The 15,031-nt window shown below is 66.8% G+C and carries 17 protein-coding genes; 12 read left to right on the top strand and 5 right to left on the bottom strand.

Features of this window, described 5'->3' with window-relative positions; genetic code table 11:
- The first annotated feature begins 94 nt into the window (after positions 1 to 94).
- The 4 genes from E4487_RS18765 (at position 95) to E4487_RS18750 (ending at position 3,512) form a co-directional block, all read left to right on the top strand.
- The gene (locus tag E4487_RS18765; protein ID WP_037052497.1) at positions 95 to 1,057 is read left to right on the top strand and encodes a lysylphosphatidylglycerol synthase domain-containing protein; all 963 of its coding nucleotides are present in this window, start codon (positions 95 to 97) and stop codon (positions 1,055 to 1,057) included.
- A gap of 137 nt (positions 1,058 to 1,194) precedes the next feature.
- The gene (locus E4487_RS18760) at positions 1,195 to 2,460 is read left to right on the top strand and encodes an Hsp70 family protein (protein WP_037052496.1); all 1,266 of its coding nucleotides are present in this window, start codon (positions 1,195 to 1,197) and stop codon (positions 2,458 to 2,460) included.
- Positions 2,461 to 2,544: 84 nt separating this feature from the next.
- On the top strand, positions 2,545 to 3,078 hold the full coding sequence (locus E4487_RS18755; RefSeq protein WP_175254096.1) for a hypothetical protein: 534 nt from the start codon (positions 2,545 to 2,547) through the stop codon (positions 3,076 to 3,078).
- Positions 3,075 to 3,512, top strand: a complete 438-nt coding sequence (locus E4487_RS18750; protein WP_037052493.1) for a VOC family protein — start codon at positions 3,075 to 3,077, stop codon at positions 3,510 to 3,512. Before E4487_RS18755 ends, E4487_RS18750 begins: the two co-directional genes overlap by 4 nt.
- A 5-nt stretch (positions 3,513 to 3,517) precedes the next feature.
- Here the strand turns inward: E4487_RS18750 and E4487_RS18745 are convergent, their stop codons facing one another.
- The 3 genes from E4487_RS18745 to E4487_RS18735 all read right to left on the bottom strand — a co-directional run bounded on the left by E4487_RS18745 (position 3,518) and on the right by E4487_RS18735 (position 7,253).
- Positions 3,518 to 5,704, bottom strand: a complete 2,187-nt coding sequence (locus E4487_RS18745; RefSeq protein ID WP_175254095.1) for a bifunctional diguanylate cyclase/phosphodiesterase — start codon at positions 5,702 to 5,704, stop codon at positions 3,518 to 3,520.
- A complete protein-coding gene (locus E4487_RS18740) occupies positions 5,701 to 6,246 on the bottom strand; it encodes a heme NO-binding domain-containing protein (protein ID WP_175254094.1) in 546 nt (181 codons plus the stop codon). The genes E4487_RS18745 and E4487_RS18740 overlap by 4 nt, the downstream gene beginning before the upstream one ends.
- A 107-nt stretch (positions 6,247 to 6,353) precedes the next feature.
- Positions 6,354 to 7,253: an AEC family transporter gene (locus tag E4487_RS18735; RefSeq protein ID WP_175254093.1), complete on the bottom strand. Its 900-nt coding sequence runs from the start codon at positions 7,251 to 7,253 to the stop codon at positions 6,354 to 6,356.
- Between the two features lie 271 nt (positions 7,254 to 7,524).
- On the opposite strand from E4487_RS18735, the gene E4487_RS18730 reads away from it, so the two are divergent.
- Positions 7,525 to 7,860, top strand: coding sequence for a hypothetical protein (locus E4487_RS18730; protein WP_175254092.1), 336 nt, complete (start codon positions 7,525 to 7,527; stop codon positions 7,858 to 7,860).
- Positions 7,861 to 7,904: 44 nt separating this feature from the next.
- Here the strand turns inward: E4487_RS18730 and E4487_RS18725 are convergent, their stop codons facing one another.
- The gene (locus E4487_RS18725) at positions 7,905 to 9,038 is read right to left on the bottom strand and encodes a fatty acid desaturase (protein WP_175254091.1); all 1,134 of its coding nucleotides are present in this window, start codon (positions 9,036 to 9,038) and stop codon (positions 7,905 to 7,907) included.
- Positions 8,996 to 10,084, bottom strand: coding sequence for a ferredoxin reductase (locus tag E4487_RS18720; RefSeq protein ID WP_175254090.1), 1,089 nt, complete (start codon positions 10,082 to 10,084; stop codon positions 8,996 to 8,998). Before E4487_RS18720 ends, E4487_RS18725 begins: the two co-directional genes overlap by 43 nt.
- A 149-nt stretch (positions 10,085 to 10,233) precedes the next feature.
- Here E4487_RS18720 and E4487_RS18715 point away from each other — a divergent pair, with 149 nt between their 5' ends.
- The 7 genes from E4487_RS18715 to E4487_RS18685 all read left to right on the top strand — a co-directional run bounded on the left by E4487_RS18715 (position 10,234) and on the right by E4487_RS18685 (position 15,014).
- The gene (locus E4487_RS18715) at positions 10,234 to 10,869 is read left to right on the top strand and encodes a TetR family transcriptional regulator (RefSeq protein ID WP_037052479.1); all 636 of its coding nucleotides are present in this window, start codon (positions 10,234 to 10,236) and stop codon (positions 10,867 to 10,869) included.
- 163 nt (positions 10,870 to 11,032) lie between these two features.
- A complete protein-coding gene (gene ureE, locus E4487_RS18710; RefSeq protein WP_037052475.1) occupies positions 11,033 to 11,533 on the top strand; it encodes an urease accessory protein UreE in 501 nt (166 codons plus the stop codon).
- Positions 11,534 to 11,573: 40 nt separating this feature from the next.
- Positions 11,574 to 12,248: an urease accessory UreF family protein gene (locus tag E4487_RS18705; protein ID WP_175254089.1), complete on the top strand. Its 675-nt coding sequence runs from the start codon at positions 11,574 to 11,576 to the stop codon at positions 12,246 to 12,248.
- A gap of 14 nt (positions 12,249 to 12,262) precedes the next feature.
- Positions 12,263 to 12,877, top strand: coding sequence for an urease accessory protein UreG (ureG, locus tag E4487_RS18700; RefSeq protein WP_037052472.1), 615 nt, complete (start codon positions 12,263 to 12,265; stop codon positions 12,875 to 12,877).
- Between the two features lie 22 nt (positions 12,878 to 12,899).
- Complete coding sequence (locus E4487_RS18695; protein WP_134676011.1) at positions 12,900 to 13,472, top strand: HupE/UreJ family protein; 573 nt, start codon at positions 12,900 to 12,902, stop codon at positions 13,470 to 13,472.
- 148 nt (positions 13,473 to 13,620) lie between these two features.
- Positions 13,621 to 14,535 (top strand): glycerophosphodiester phosphodiesterase, encoded by a 915-nt coding sequence (locus E4487_RS18690; RefSeq protein WP_037052467.1) that lies wholly within the window; start codon positions 13,621 to 13,623, stop codon positions 14,533 to 14,535.
- Between the two features lie 59 nt (positions 14,536 to 14,594).
- Positions 14,595 to 15,014: a hypothetical protein gene (locus tag E4487_RS18685; RefSeq protein WP_175254088.1), complete on the top strand. Its 420-nt coding sequence runs from the start codon at positions 14,595 to 14,597 to the stop codon at positions 15,012 to 15,014.
- Positions 15,015 to 15,031: the final 17 nt, after the last annotated feature.

Below are 15,031 nucleotides of genomic sequence, written 5' to 3'. Positions count from 1 at the left end.
CGTTACGGCAGCCATACGGCCCCTGGGTCGACCAACAGCAGCCTCGAACGAGGCATGCGGCCCTCATCCGAGGCCTAGCGAACGAGGAATACCGGTGTCCGTCGTAGAAGCCAAACCCAAGCTGAAACGCAGCGATCTGATCTGGACCCTGATCGGGCTCTGCGCCGTGGTGTTGTCTGGTGTCCTGCTCTACCGCGAACTGCGCACCATTTCCCTGGACGAGATCAAGGGCAGCCTCGAAGCGATTTCCCACCTGAACTGGGCGCTGGCCGCCGTGGCCACCCTGGGCGCCTACTGGGCACTGGCCTGGTATGACCGCATCGCCGTCGCGCACCTGGGCAAGCAGATTCCCTGGCGCTTCATCACCCTGTGCTCCTTCACCACCTACGCGCTGGCCCACAACATCGGTGCCTCGGTGTTCTCCGGCGCGGTGGTGCGTTATCGCGCCTACAGCAGCAAGGGCCTGACACCCCAGGAAATCGGCGTGCTCATCGTCTTCTGCTCCTTCACCTTCGTGCTGGGCACACTGCTCGCCAGTGGCTGCGTGCTGATCGCGCAACCCGAACTCATTCACCGCGTCGCCAGGATCACGCCGCTGGTGTCGGTGATCATCGGCAGCCTGCTGCTGGGCGTGGTCGCTCTGTACGTGCTCGGCTCCTGGCGCCAGTTCAAGCCCTGGACGCTGGGCAAGGTGCATGTCGAATATCCGCGTCTGCGCATCGTCAGCCGCCAGTTGCTGGCCGGCCCGCTGGAGCTGCTCTGCGCGGCGGCGATCATCTACTTCGCCCTGCCGGCGGACAACCACCCCGGCTATCTGGTGGTGCTCGGCGTGTTCCTCGCCTCCTTCTCCCTGGCCCTGCTGTCCCATGCCCCCGGCGGGCTCGGCGTGCTGGAAGTGACCTTCCTCGCCGCACTGCCGGAGATCCCCGCTGCCGACGTGCTGGCGGCGCTGATCGTGTTCCGCGTCTTCTACCTGCTGCTGCCGTTCGCCCTGTCGCTGCTGGTGGTGCTGGGCTTCGAATGGACGCAGTGGCAGGAGCGGCGCAAGGCGAGCTGATCGCCGACTCGCCGCATCGGCGAGGCTGACATAGAATACGCGGCCGTTTTTCAGGCCCGCCGTCGCGGCGGCTGCCTTCCGGGTCGTCGCGATGCGGCGTCATACCTCTTCCCGGTCACTTTCAGGCTCTGCGTTCCATGTCCTTCTCTACCCCCGCCCGCGCCTGCGGCATCGACTTCGGCACTTCCAACTCCACCGTCGGCTGGCTGCGTCCCGGCCAGGACAGCCTGCTGGCCCTGGAAGACGGCAAGATCACCCTGCCCTCGGTCATCTTCTTCAACACCGAAGAACGCCGCCCGGTCTATGGCCGCCTGGCCCTGCACGAATACCTCGAAGGCTATGAAGGCCGCCTGATGCGCTCGCTGAAGAGCCTGCTGGGCTCCAAGCTGCTGAAAAGCGAAACCACCGTGCTGGGCAGCGCCCTGCCGTTCAAGGACCTGCTCGGTTTCTTCATCGGCGAACTGAAGGCACGCGCCGAGGCCCAGGCCGAGCGCCCCTTCGAGGAGGTGGTGCTGGGTCGCCCGGTGTTCTTCGTCGACGACGACCCGGCTGCCGATCAGGAGGCGCAGAACACCCTGGTGGCCGTGGCGCACAAGCTCGGTTTCAAGGAGGTGTCGTTCCAGTACGAGCCGATCGCTGCGGCATTCGACTACGAGTCGAGCCTGGCGCGTGAGGAGCTGGTGCTGATCGTCGACATCGGCGGTGGTACCTCCGACTTCTCCCTGGTCCGTCTGGCACCGGAGCGCCATCAGCTGGCCGAGCGTCAGGCCGACATCCTCGCCACCGGCGGCGTACACATCGGCGGTACCGACTTCGACAAGCAACTGTCGCTGGCCGGGGTGATGCCGCTGTTCGGCTACGGCAGCCGGATGAAGAGCGATGCCTTCATGCCGACCAGCTACCACCTCAACCTGGCCACCTGGCACACCATCAACGCCCTGTACGCGCAGAAGACCCAGCTGGCGCTGCAGAACATGCGCTACGACATCGTCGACGCCACCGGCATCGATCGCCTGTTCGGCCTGATCGAGCAGCGCGCCGGACACTGGCTGGCGATGCAGGTGGAAGAGAGCAAGATCGCCCTCAGCGAAGAGGACTCGCGCCCCATCGACCTGTCGCGCGTCGAGCCGGGCCTGGTCGCCGAGCTGACCCGTGCACTGTTCGAAAGCGCCATCGAGCCGCTGCTCGAACGCATCCGCGCCAGCCTCACGCAGTTGCTGGCCGATGCCGGCGTCAGCGCCGACCAGGTCGACACGCTGTTCTTCACCGGCGGCTCCAGCGGCGTGCCGGCCCTGCGCCAGAGCGTGGCGGCGATGCTGCCCAACGCGCGCAGCGTGGAGGGCAACACCTTCGGCAGCATCGGCAGCGGCCTGGCCATCGAGGCCAAGAAGCGCTACGGCTAGGGCAACCGTCCTGTTCGGCCACGCCTCGCGGGACGGGCTCTGGGTTATGCTTGCCGCCCAATCGAACGACCAAGGAATCACCTGATGAAAGCCCAGCTGGAAGAACTGATCGGCAAGATAAGCTCCGGCTGCCTGGCCGAGGACGAGATCGTCCGCATCGCCGACGAGGCCGCGCAGGCCTATGCCGACCCCGCCGCCTTTCTCGCGGCCAACCCGGACATCAACTACGACGACGAATTTCCCATCCCGCTGGGCGAGTGGGTAGTGGTCGGTAGCCTGCCAGAGACCGTGCTGTTCCAGGCTGACAGCTACGAAGAGCTGTTCCAGCGCATCACCGAGTCGTTCGGCCCGCAGGTGCAGTTCGTGCTCAAGGCCAAGCAACTGGCCAAGACCGAGCCGCTCAAGGCGCTCAACCGCATCCAGGTGCAGCTCTCCGCCCTGTCGCCGGAAACCGGTGGCTACGTGCTGGTGGATTTCAGCGAACCGCTGGATGACGAGCTGCAGGCCGTGCTGGTGTACGCCAACGACCTGCCCAGGGTGATGGCGCTGGCCGTGGAGGCAGGCATCTACGCCGCCCCTGCCCTGCAAGCCCTGCAGGCCGCACAGCAGCAGGAATGAACGGCGCAGCGCTGCCCGCACTGACGCCCGAACTGCTGGTCAGCGACCTGCCGGGCAGTCTGGCGTTCTACCTGCAGACGCTGGGTTTCCGCCTGCTCTTCGAACGCCCTGAGGCCGGCTTCGCCGCCATCGCCCTGGGCGAGGCGGCGCTGATGCTGGAGCAGATCGACCCGGATGCGCCGCAGGACGATCCGTGGACGGTAAGGCCGCTCGAGCGCCCCCTGGGGCGCGGCATCAACTTGCAGATCAGCGTCAGCGACCTGCAGCCGCTGCAGCAGAGGCTGCTGGAACACGGCGTCCCCCTGCGCCTGCCCGCAGAAACCCTGAGCTACCGCGTCGATGATCATCGGCTCAGCGTGCGCCAGCTGATGATTCAGGATCCGGACGGCTACCTGCTGCGGTTCAGCCAGGTGCTCGGCACCTCCCCGCTCTAGCGCACTCAGCCGTTGGCACCGGGCGCGCCCTGCGCGCCGAGCTTGCTTTCCAGCAGCTGGTTGAAGGCCTCGACGGTCAACGGCGGGTAGTAGAAATAACCCTGGACCTCGTCGATGCCCTCGGCCTCCACCAGGGTCAGCTGCGCGGCAGTCTCGACCCCTTCGGCCGTGGTCTGCAGCGACAGCGCGCGGCACAACCCGGCGATGGACGAGAGCAGCGCGCGCCCGCGTGGCGACTGTTCGAGGTCCGAGATGAAACTGCGGTCGATCTTGACCCGGTCCAGCGGCAGGTCCTTGAGGTAGCCGAGGGATGAATAGCCGGTGCCGAAGTCATCGAGCGCGATGCGGAAGCCCGCGTCACGCAACGCCTGCAGGCGCGCCCTGGCGAAGTCGGCATCCGCCAGCAGGATGGACTCGGTAACCTCCAGCTCCAGCGCAGCGGGCGAGGCGCCACTGCGCTGCATGCTCTCGCAGAGTACCGGCAGCAGCGCCTCGTCATGCAACTGCCGCGCGGACAGGTTGATCGCCAGCGTCAGCGGCCAGCCGCGCGCATGCCAGTCATCGAGCAGCGTCGCCGCCTCGCGCACCAGCCAGTGGCCGATCGGGACGATCAGCCCCAGTTCCTCGGCGATGGGAATGAACACATCCGGCGGCACCCGGCCAAAGGCGGCGGTGTCCCAGCGCAGCAGCGCCTCGGCGCCCACGATCTGCCGGCCGTCCATGCCGATCTTCGGCTGCAGGGCCAGACTCAGCTCATGCTGCTCCAGGGCACTGCGCAGCAGGTTGGCGAGCTTGACGCGGTGCAGCAGCTGTTCGCTGAGTTCCGGCCGGTACAGCGCGTACTGATTGCGCCCTTCACGCTTGGCCACGTACATCGCGGCATCGGCGTGACGCAACAGCTCGCCAGCCTCGTTGCCATGCTCGGGAGCCAGGGCGATGCCGATGCTGGGCGTGGCCGTGAGCACGTGGCCGGCCAGCTCCATGGGTTCGTTGAGCGCCTTGATCAGTTTGTCGGCGACCAGCACCACCTCGTCGTGGCAATGCAGCTCCAGCAGCACGACGAATTCGTCGCCGCCCCAGCGCGCCACCAGATCGCGCTGGCGCAGGGAACGCACCAGGCGCGTGGCGACCTGCTGCAGCAGCGCATCGCCGACGTCGTGGCCGAAGGCATCGTTGACCTGCTTGAAGTCGTCCAGGTCGACGAACAGCAGCGCCAGGCAGCGATCGTCATGCTGATGCTGCAACGCGCGCTGCAGGCGCTCCTGGAACTGCAGACGATTGGGCAGCTGGGTCAGCACGTCGAGACGCGCCAGATGGCGCAGATGATCGGCCGCCCGCCGCCGCTCGCTGATATCGCGCAGCGACAGCACCAGGTGCCGCGCCTGGCGGTCACGGGCGCGCACCAGGGTGCTGCTCAGTTCGACCGGGATGCGCTGGCCATCGCGCCGCTGGCAGATCAGCTCGCCCTGCCAGTGGTCGGTGGCGAACAGGTGGTCCCAGGGGCACTGCTCATCGGCATCGAGCAACAGGCGCTCCAGCTCGAGATCAGGCAGCTCGCCGGCGCCGATGCCGACCAGTTCGAGAAAGGCCGCATTGGCCTGCAGCGCATGCCTGTCACTGGCCAGCACCACGTTGGCATCACGGTTGTTGGCGAAGGCGGCGGCCAGCAGGCGCAGATGCTCCTCGGCCTCATGCTGGCGACTGATGTCCTTGCAGGTGCCGGTGATGCGCCGTGCCAGGCCATCCGCGTCGCGCTCCACGGCGCGGCCCTGGGTGCGAAACCACAGCCAGCCCTGCTCGGGCTCGCGACGCATGCGAAATTCCAGATCGTAATACTCGCAGCGCCCGCAGCGGTGCGCCTCCCAGGCCTGCAGCGCGTTGCCCCGGTCATCCGGGTGCAGGCGGGCGATCCAGTCCGACCAGAGCAGCGCCTCCTCGAGCGCCACGCCCGGCTCGCTGGAGAAGTGGTGCAGGCGCATCAGGTCGTCCTCGGCGTGCCACTCCCAGATCAGCTCGCCGCTGCCCCAGAGCGCCAGCTGCAGCCGGCGCTGGTTCTCCGACGCGGCCAGCGCCTGCTGCAGATCGACGGTGGTCTGATACAGCTCCCGCGATTTATCGGTCAGCAGCCGCTCGGCCGTCTTGCGCGCTTGCCGTTCACGGTCCAGACGGCGCTGCCAGAGTGCTTCGCTCAAGGTCGGGAAATCTCGAAGCGGGTGACGCTGAGCCCCTCGCGCGCCGGCAGGTCGACGCGCTGAACGCCATTGCGCTCGCCATAGTGCTCGATGCAGCCACGGATGAGCCCCTCGGCCAGATCGGCCAGGCCGCGGCTGGAGCGGTACTCCAGCACCAGGCAGGCCGGGGTGTGGGTCAGCGTTTCGAAAACCGGCAACTGGGCCTGGGGATAGAGCTTGTGCACCTCGCGATGGACGTGGCCGTCGACCTGGCTGAGCAGGTCGAAACTGTCACGGCAGTGCGCGAGCATCTCGGGATACAGCTCGACGAAACGCCGGAACAGGTACTCGCCATAGTCCTGCAGCAGCGCCGGCACGCTGTTGCCGGTCAGCCTGGAGAGCGTCGCCAGCAGCGCCTGCATCTCTGCATAGGGGTAGTAGCCCACCGCGGTATAGGCGCCATCGTTGGCGAGCGTCGTCTGCGTCAGCATCTGGTCGGCCAGCTCGGGCGAGAAGCGCTGCTCGACCATCTCCAGAAACTCGGTGAACACCATGCCCAGCATCATCCATCCCCACTGACGTCCATCACAACTAGAGGGTATAGATGACTGCGGCGGATGCAGCCAGCCGAGCGCCTGGCGACGCTGGCCGGCGGGCCCGGCTGCTTTGCCTAGAAGCCCACCAGCAGCATCCACAGTGGCAGGGACAGCGCCGCCAGCAAGGTGGACAGGGAAATCGCCGCGCTGACGCTGCGACTGTCCTGCGCCGTGCGGGCAAAGGCCATCACGTTGACGCCACTGGGACATGCCGCGAGCAAGACCAGCACGCTGCGCGCCGTGTCGTTCAGGCCGGACAACTGCCCACTGAACCACCACACCAGTGCGGGAAACAGCAGCAGCTTGACCAGCGCCACGCCCCAGGCCTCGGCGGTCGGGCGCAGGCGATAGCGCGACAGGCTGGCACCGAGCACGATCAGCGCGCAGGGCAAGGCAGCCTGGCCCAGCCAGGTGACCGCCCGCCACAGGCTGTCCGGCACGCTCAGGCCGGACAGGTTGAGCAAGGCGCCCAGGGCCAGGCCGATGATCATCGGGTTGGCCAGGTTCTTCAACAGCGCCCGGGCGTCGACCCGCTCATGGCTGCCGAAGGCCGCGTAGAAACTCTGCAGGGAAAACAGCGTGAGGCTGTGGAAGACCAGGATGGCGAAGACGTAGAGCAGGCCATCGTTGCCCATCAGGCTAGCGATCAGCGGGATCCCCACCAGCACGTTGTTGGAGAACGCGGCGACCAGCCCCAGCGGCGTTGCCGTGCCCCGGTGCCAGTGCGCCAGCAGATTGACCAGGAAGAACACCAGCAACACCGGCACGTAGTAGGCCAGCAGCAATACCGGCGACAGGCCCTGCGCCAGCGGGGCCTTGGCGATGCCGGCGAACAGCAGAGTGGGCATGAACAGCTTGAAGGTGATGTTGGCCAGGCCGGCCGCCGACTCGGCGGTGAGCCACTGGCGCCAGCCCAGCAGGTAGCCGAGAACGATCAGAGCGAAGATCGGCAGAATGGCCTGTGCCGCGAGCATGCTGGAGCTGCCTCCGGAAACGACTGGAGAGGACGGATCGAGCACGACCCGCGAGGGCCGCCAAGCATACGCCTGCGCGACGACCAGCGCGATGCCCTGCGAAACCTGCGCAGCGTCTCCGCGGCGACACCCGAATGCACCGAGATAGAGCCCCGCAACCAAGTATTGAGGGTATCGATGATCACTATCAGGCCAGTCAAGTTCTTATCCGCGCCCTGGTCTCCGAGAATTGACTCCGAAGCCACTTATTACTCCCTGCGGAGACATCGACATGAAAACCCAACTGACCCTCGCCGCCCTGGCCCTGAGCCTGATGACCACCAGCGTCTTTGCTGCTTCCAGCAGCGCTCCCTTCCCGCTGGTGGGTGAAGCCAAGGAAAGCCAGGTGCAGCAGCAACCCATCGAGCCCCTGGCCGAGAATGGCGCCGAGCGCACCCCGGGCATGCAACGCCTGCAACTGGCCGAAGACGGCGCCGACCGTACCCCCGGCGCCCAGCGCTTTCAGCTGGTGGAAGGCGGCTATGATCGCACCCCCGGCGGCCAACGCGTCCAGCTGGCCGAAGGCGGCTCCGATCGCCTGATCGAGCAGCGCGGGTACACCGCCTGAGTGCTCTGGCAACACCCCCCAAGCCCGGCGCACGCCGGGCTTTTTTACGCCTGCGGATCGCTCATGGCGGCAGGTGGCAGGCGGTAAATCCAGATGCGTCGCAATACCGTGGCGAACTGCGCCCACAGGCTGCCGCAGTTGTAGTGCTGGCCGTAGCGCACACAGATCAGCCGCACCTCACGGGCGAGCTCGGCGTAGCGCCGCGCCGGCAGGTCCGGAAACAGATGGTGCTCGATCTGATGACTCAGATTGCCGGTGAGGATGTGCAGCAGCGGCCCGCCGGAGAGATTGCTCGAGCCACGCAGCTGGCGCAGGTACCAGTGCCCGCGCGTCTCCCGTTCGAGCACCTCGGGCGGGAAGACCGCCGCCTGCTCGGTGAAGTGGCCGCAGAAGATCACCAGGAAGGTCCACAGGTTGCGCAGCAGGTTGGCCAGCAGGTTTCCCGTCAGCACGGCCAGGGCATTGGCACCGAGCAGCAGCGCCAGCAGTGGGAACAGCAGGTAGTCCTTGCCCCATTGCCGCATCAGCTTGGTGCCGAACTGACGCGCCAGTGGGCGCACCTCCTGCGCACTGATACGCCCCTTGACCAGCTTGTCCAGGCGCAGGTGCTGAATCGCCACCGCGTACTGGAACAGCAACGCCTGGAGGGTCACCCACAGCGGCTGCCAGCGGTAGAAGGGTTTCCAGCGCTGCTCGGGAAACAGGCGCACCACGCCGTAACCGACGTCATCGTCCATGCCCAGCACGTTGGTATAGGTGTGATGCACATGGTTGTGGGTGTGCCGCCAGAAGTCGGCCGGGCCGACGATATCCCACTCGTAGTGACGGCCGGCGAATTCCGGATCGTTCATCCAGTCGTACTGGCCGTGCATCACGTTATGGCCCAGCTCCATGTTCTCGAGGATCTTGCCCAAGCCCAGCAGCAAGGTGCCGAGCAGCCAGGTCGGCGGGAACCAGCCGAGCATCAGCAGCGCGCGACCGCTCCAGCAGCACAGGCGCACGACGCTGCGCACCCGGCGGATGTAGCGGGCGTCGGCTTCGCCCAGGTCGGCCAGGGTTCGCCGGCGCAGGCTGTCCAGCTCCTGGCCGAATGCCTCAAGTTCGGCGAGGCTCAGCTCGCGATCCTGACGCACGCTCACAGATCGATCTCCACGTCCCCATGCGGGGCACTGACACACAGACGAATGGGTTGATTGGGTTCGGCGAACAGTTCGCCCGTGCGCAGGTCGCGCACCGTGCCGGCCAGCAGCTGGCAGGTGCAACGGGTGCAGATGCCCTGGCGGCAACCATGCTGCGGGCGCAGGCCCGCCGCCTCGGCCTGCTCCAGCAGACTCCGCGCGGTAAGGCCCTGTGCCTGCACGGCGCTGCGGGCGAAGGTCAGCCACACCTGACGAGCCTCCCCCGGAGCCTGAACCGCCAGCGGACTGAAGCTTTCCGCCTGCACGCTCGCGCCTCGCCCCGCCTCGTGCCACCAGCCACAGGCCTGCTCCACGAACCCACGCGGGCCGCAGACCAGCAGGTGCTCGCCCGGCAACGCGGCCAGCCGTTCGGCGGCAAGCCGACCACCGGCCTCGGCACTGAAGGCCCAGTGCACCCGGAAATTGCCATGCCGCTCGGCCAGTGCCTGCAGCTCACCGGCAAAGGCCTGCTGCCCCGGATGACGCACCTGGTGCCACAGCGTCAGCGGCGCCTTGAAACCACGGGCAAGGGCATCGCGCAGCAAACCCAGCAACGGCGTGATACCGCTGCCAGCGGCCAGTAGCAGTACGCCTCCCGACTCGCCCGGCCAGACGAAATCGCCACCGGCCTGGCCCAGTTCGATCACCTCGCCGACCGCCAGGTGATCGAGCACGCGGTTGGACAGGCGCCCGCCCGGCTGACGCTTGATCGCCACCTCGACCTGCCCGTCGGACGACACCGAGGTCAGGCTGTAGCTGCGCCCGTGGCGCACGCCATTCTGCTCCAGGTACAGCTGGACATGCTGGCCCGCGCGCCAGCCACGTGCGTTGCCGTTGCAACGCAGGCGCAGCGCCAACATGTCGTCGGCCACCCAGCGGCGCGCCTCGACCCGGGCGAAAACACGGTTGAGGCGCAGCACCGGGTGCAGCAAACGCAGGCCCAGATCGACATCCGCCTCGCGCAACCAGCCGGACGCACAGAGCCGGCGCAGCGGCTGCAGGCAACGCGCAGCACGCCGGCTCGCGGAGAGGGAAAGCAAAGCCATCGAGGACAATCCAGTGAACACTTGTTCACAAGGCTGACAGATGAGCCGCGATTCAGTCAACACCTGTTCACTGAATGATGCCCCAGCATGGTTCGACGCTGGCGCCGCGCATTTGCTAGAGTGCGCCATCGTTCAACGAACCGACCCGCATGACGCCACGCGCCGAACAGAAGCAGCAGACCCGCCAATCCCTGATGGCCGCCGCACTGACCCTGATGGAGAGCGGGCGTGGCTTCGGCAGCCTGAGCCTGAGGGAAGTCACGCGCGTCGCCGGCATCGTGCCCACCGGCTTCTATCGCCACTTCGCCGACATGGACGAACTGGGCCTGGCGCTGGTGGCGGAAGTCGGGGAAACCTTCCGCGCGGCGATTCGCCAGGTGCGTCGGCATGAGTTCGAGATGCGCGGCATGATCGACGCCTCAGTGCGCATCTTCCTCGCCGAAGTGGCCGCCAACCATGGCCAGTTCCTCTTCCTCGCCCGCGAGCAGTACGGTGGCTCACAGCCCGTACGCCAGGCGATCAGCGCCCTGCGCGAGCGCATCACCAACGACCTGGCGGCCGACCTCAAGCTGATGAATCGCATGCCGCATCTCGACGATGCCGCACTCGACGTGGTCTCCGACCTGGTGGTCAAGACGGTGTTCGCCACCCTGCCCGAACTGATCGACCCGCCCGCCGAAACCCTGCCGGCGCACCTCAGCGCCGAGGCCAAGATCATTCAGCAGCTGCGCTTCATCATGGTCGGCGGCAAGCACTGGCAGGGCCTGGGCAAGCCCAGCGCATGACGCGCACCAATCCAGTGCGCCAACCGACAAAACGCACCAAATAGTTCCTGACCATACGGACAAGTTATCCACAGGCCGCAGCAATGCGCCGTCCTGCGGCACTCTGCGGCCTTGGCAAGCCACTTGCACTATTTCCGGGCACATTGCCCCGGAATAGATACCCATGCTGGTGATCCACAGTCGAATCGCGCCACAGGCGAACCCTGATGCCGAACTGGAACTGACCTTCGAGGCCCGCAGCAAGAGCCGCCTGCGCTGCTTCACCACGGCTGGCGAAGAAGTTGGCCTGTTCCTCGAGCGCGGCCAGCCGGCACTGGCGGATGGCGAATGCCTGCAGGCCAGGGATGGGCGCGTGGTGCGCGTGCGCGCCAAGGCCGAACCCCTGCTGCACGTCACCTGCAGCAGCCCGTTCGAACTGATGCGCGCCGCCTACCACCTGGGCAACCGCCATGTCGCCCTGCAGCTGGGCGAAGGCTGGCTGCGCCTGCCCGATGATTACGTGCTCAAGGCCATGCTCGAACAGCTGGGCGCCAGGGTCGAGGCTGTGCAGGCACCTTACCAGCCCGAGCAGGGTGCCTACGGCGGCGGTCACCATCACTCGCATCAGGGTGACGAGGAATTCAACTACGGCCCGCGCCTGCACCAGTTCGGAGTGCGCACGTGACGCCACACACAGCCGCCGGGACATACCCCGAGGTCCGCTCGTGAAGCCGGCCTGGGCCCTGCTGCGCCTGGCCAGCCCGCAACTGCCGATCGGTGGCTACAGCTATTCGCAAGGGCTGGAATGGGCCATCGACAGCGGCCTGATCGTTGACGCCGGCAGCGCCGAACGCTGGCTGGCCGATCAGCTCATGCTCAACCTTGCGCGCTTCGAAGCGCCGCTGCTGCTGGCTCACTGCCGCGCGGCGGACGCAGCCGACTGGTCGCGCCTGCAGGCACTGGCCGAACAGCACCGTGCCAGCCGCGAAACCCGTGAACTGGCCCTGGAAAGCCGGCAGATGGGCTATTCGCTGCGGCAACTGCTCGCAGGCCTGCCCGAACTGGACGACGACGCCCGCACCTTGCTCGATGCCCAGGACGAGCCCGGCCTGGCCCTGGCCTGGGCACTGGCGGCGCGCGCCTGGCACATCACCCCGGACGATGCCCTGGCCGCCTGGCTCTGGGGCTGGCTGGAAAACCAGCTGGCCGTGCTGATGAAGGTCCTGCCGCTGGGCCAGCAAGCCGCCCAGCGCCTGACCAGCCGCCTGCTGCCACAGCTCGATGGCGCGCAGCAGCAGGCCGCCGATCTTTCCCCCGAACACTGGGGCAGCGCCGCGTTCGGCCTGGCCCTGGCGAGCATGGCGCACGAGCGCCAGTACTCGCGTCTCTTCCGCTCCTGACGAGGATTGCACAGATGAACAGCCAACCCCTGCGTGTCGGTATCGGCGGCCCGGTCGGTTCCGGCAAGACCGCCCTGACCCTGGCCCTGTGCCGCGCCCTGCGCGAGCGCTACAACATCGCCGTGGTCACCAACGACATCTACACCCAGGAAGACGCCCAGTTCCTGGTGCGCAACGAGGCCCTGGAACCCGAGCGCATCATCGGCGTGGAGACCGGCGGCTGCCCCCACACCGCCATTCGCGAGGACGCCTCGATCAACCTGGAAGCCGTCGAGCAGCTCAATCGCCGCTTCCCCGGCCTCGACCTGGTCATCGTCGAGTCCGGTGGCGACAACCTGTCGGCCACCTTCAGCCCGGAACTGTCGGACCTGACCCTGTACGTGATCGACGTGTCCGCCGGCGACAAGTTGCCCCGCAAGGGCGGCCCCGGCATCTGCAAGTCCGACCTGCTGGTGATCAACAAGGTCGACCTGGCCCCCATGGTCGGCGCCTCGCTGGAGGTGATGGAACGCGACACCCTGAAGATGCGCGGTGACAAGCCGTTCGTCTTCAGCAACCAGAAGGTCGGTCAGGGTCTCGACGAGATCATCGCCTTCATCGAACGCCAGGGCATGCTCACGGCGGCCTGATTCCCACCTCAAGGAGAACCTCATGAATCTGCGCAAAACCGTCTACGCCATCGCCCTGTTCTGCACCCCGGCGCTGGCCTTCGCCCACCCGGGCCATGGCGAGTCCGGTCTCATGGCCGGCTTGGCTCACCCGGTGTTCGGCCTCGATCACCTGCTGGCGATGTTCGCCGTCGGCCTGTGGGCCGCGCAGCAAAGCGGCGCGGCGCGCTGGCTGCTGCCGCTGACCTTCGTCGGCAGCATGCTGGTCGGTGGCCTGCTGGGCTTCGCCGGGGTGGAAATTCCCCTCATGGAGACCGGAATCGCCGGCTCGGTGCTGGCCTTCGGTCTGCTGGTGGCCGTGGCCGCACGCCTGCCGATGCTCCTGTCCGTTGGACTGACCGCGGTGTTCGCCCTGACCCATGGCGTCGCCCACGGCCTCGAACTGCCCGACCTGGCCAGCCCTCTCGGCTACGCGACCGGCTTCATCGTCGCCACTGCCGCGCTGCATGCCATCGGCTTCGCCCTGGTGCGCTTCCTGCCGCGTGCGGCGGCTCCGCTGGTACGCATCGCCGGTGGCGCGTCGGCAGCAGCCGGGGTCTGGCTGCTCGCCAGCTGAGGTTCATTCCGAGCAGAAGGGGCGTTCGCGCGGCGAGGCCAACAGGCCCGGCGCGGTAATCGCGGTGGCGCGGCGCCCCTTGCCACAACACTTGCCAACGCCCCTGCGCTGGGGCACAAAGTCCCGAACCGCTTTCGAGACTTCACCCATGCTGCGTCTCACTCGATTCCTGCTCGCCCCCCTGCTGCTGATCGGCGTCGTCATCCTGCTGCTGGCGCTGACCAGCCACCCGGCGCCCACCCCACCCGTGCTTGCGGACCTGGGCCAGCGTCCGCTGGTCATCGCCCACCGTGGCGGCAAGGGCCTGTGGCCGGAAAACACCCTGTTCGCCTTCGAGCGAGCCGCTGCACTCGGCGTCGACATGCTGGAGATGGACCTGCAACTGAGCCAGGACGCCAAGCTGGTGGTGATGCATGACGACACGCTGGAGCGCACCACCAATGGCGAAGGCCAGGTCGCGCACTACAGCCTCGCCGAACTGCAGGCCCTGGACGCCGGCTACAACTGGACCGCCGATGGTGGCCAGAGCCATCCGTACCGTGGCCAGGGCACGCGCATCGCCGCGCTGGAAGAGGTATTCGAACGCTTCCCGCTGATCCCCAAGGTGCTCGACATCAAGGTCCCCGACGTCGGCATGGAAGCGGTGCTCTGCGAGATGCTGGCCGCCTACGACCAGCTCGACCGGGTCATCGTCGGCAGCTTTCATGAACGCAGCCTGGCGCGCTTCCGCCAGCTCTGCCCGGAGGTCGCCACGTCCGCCGGCCCGGTCTCGGTGCGCATGCTGCTGGCGCTGAACTGGCTGGGCCTGAGCGACCTGCTGTCGCCCTCCTATGCCGTGCTGCAGATTCCTCCGCAGCACAGTGGTCTCGACCTGGCAACGCCACGCCTGGTGCGCAATGCACAGGCCCGTGGGCTGAACGTTCAGCTGTGGACGATCAACGAGCAGCCCGCCATGCGCCGCCTGCTGCAGATGGGCGTCAACGGCCTGATCACCGATTACCCGGACCGCGCCCTGCAGTTGCTCGGCCGTCCGACACAGCTCGGCGCGCTCCCCGGCGAGTAGCCTGGCGAGAAATTCGACACCCCCGGCAACGCCAGACAGCACGCGGCCCGAGCGACCTCATGAGCAGCTTGTCCACAGCTCCATCAACAGTTTCCGGGGATAATTTTCCAGCTCGCCTGCCGGCAGTGGAAAACACTGGACAATCCGCCGCGACCATGCCGCAGAAAATGCCTGATCAGAAATTCACCAAAGCGCTGCAAGCCCCGAAATATAAGGCCTCAGGCAATGCTTACAGAAGTTATCAACAGCACCACCCACAGCAGCCGTGGACAACCTCGAGCCCGCCACGCCATTCAACGACAAACTATCAAGCCCTTGTGTACAAAGGAAAAACCCCGCTGCTCAGATCTTGTCCGCTACCCTGCAAGCGGCGCCAAATCCGCCTGCCAGGCAAGCACCACCAGCTTTTCCACAGTTATTCCCACAGCCTTGGTGGAAAACTTTATTTTCACCGGGTTGGCATGCCGGCTGCTTGCTGAGCTGGCCTTCGTTCTCC

Source organism: Pseudomonas sp. BMW13, assembly GCF_013357275.1.
GTDB classification, from domain to species: domain Bacteria; phylum Pseudomonadota; class Gammaproteobacteria; order Pseudomonadales; family Pseudomonadaceae; genus Aquipseudomonas; species Aquipseudomonas khazarica.
Note: the sequence above shows the minus strand (reverse complement) of the source record. Positions and strands in the feature narration are given on the sequence as shown.

Bases quoted from the DNA above. Each gene is read 5' to 3' on its own strand.
- E4487_RS18760 (WP_037052496.1), top strand. From the start codon at position 1,195: ATGTCCTTCTCTACCCCCGCCCGCGCCTGCGGCATCGACTTCGGCACT.
- E4487_RS18720 (WP_175254090.1), bottom strand. From the start codon at position 10,084: ATGGCTTTGCTTTCCCTCTCCGCGAGCCGGCGTGCTGCGCGTTGCCTG.
- ureG (WP_037052472.1), top strand. From the start codon at position 12,263: ATGAACAGCCAACCCCTGCGTGTCGGTATCGGCGGCCCGGTCGGTTCC.
- E4487_RS18685 (WP_175254088.1), top strand. From the start codon at position 14,595: ATGAGCAGCTTGTCCACAGCTCCATCAACAGTTTCCGGGGATAATTTT.
- E4487_RS18735 (WP_175254093.1), bottom strand. From the start codon at position 7,253: ATGCTCGCGGCACAGGCCATTCTGCCGATCTTCGCTCTGATCGTTCTC.
- E4487_RS18750 (WP_037052493.1), top strand. From the start codon at position 3,075: ATGAACGGCGCAGCGCTGCCCGCACTGACGCCCGAACTGCTGGTCAGC.
- E4487_RS18740 (WP_175254094.1), bottom strand. From the start codon at position 6,246: ATGCTGGGCATGGTGTTCACCGAGTTTCTGGAGATGGTCGAGCAGCGC.
- E4487_RS18690 (WP_037052467.1), top strand. From the start codon at position 13,621: ATGCTGCGTCTCACTCGATTCCTGCTCGCCCCCCTGCTGCTGATCGGC.
- ureE (WP_037052475.1), top strand. From the start codon at position 11,033: ATGCTGGTGATCCACAGTCGAATCGCGCCACAGGCGAACCCTGATGCC.
- E4487_RS18695 (WP_134676011.1), top strand. From the start codon at position 12,900: ATGAATCTGCGCAAAACCGTCTACGCCATCGCCCTGTTCTGCACCCCG.
- E4487_RS18715 (WP_037052479.1), top strand. From the start codon at position 10,234: ATGACGCCACGCGCCGAACAGAAGCAGCAGACCCGCCAATCCCTGATG.
- E4487_RS18730 (WP_175254092.1), top strand. From the start codon at position 7,525: ATGAAAACCCAACTGACCCTCGCCGCCCTGGCCCTGAGCCTGATGACC.
- E4487_RS18755 (WP_175254096.1), top strand. From the start codon at position 2,545: ATGAAAGCCCAGCTGGAAGAACTGATCGGCAAGATAAGCTCCGGCTGC.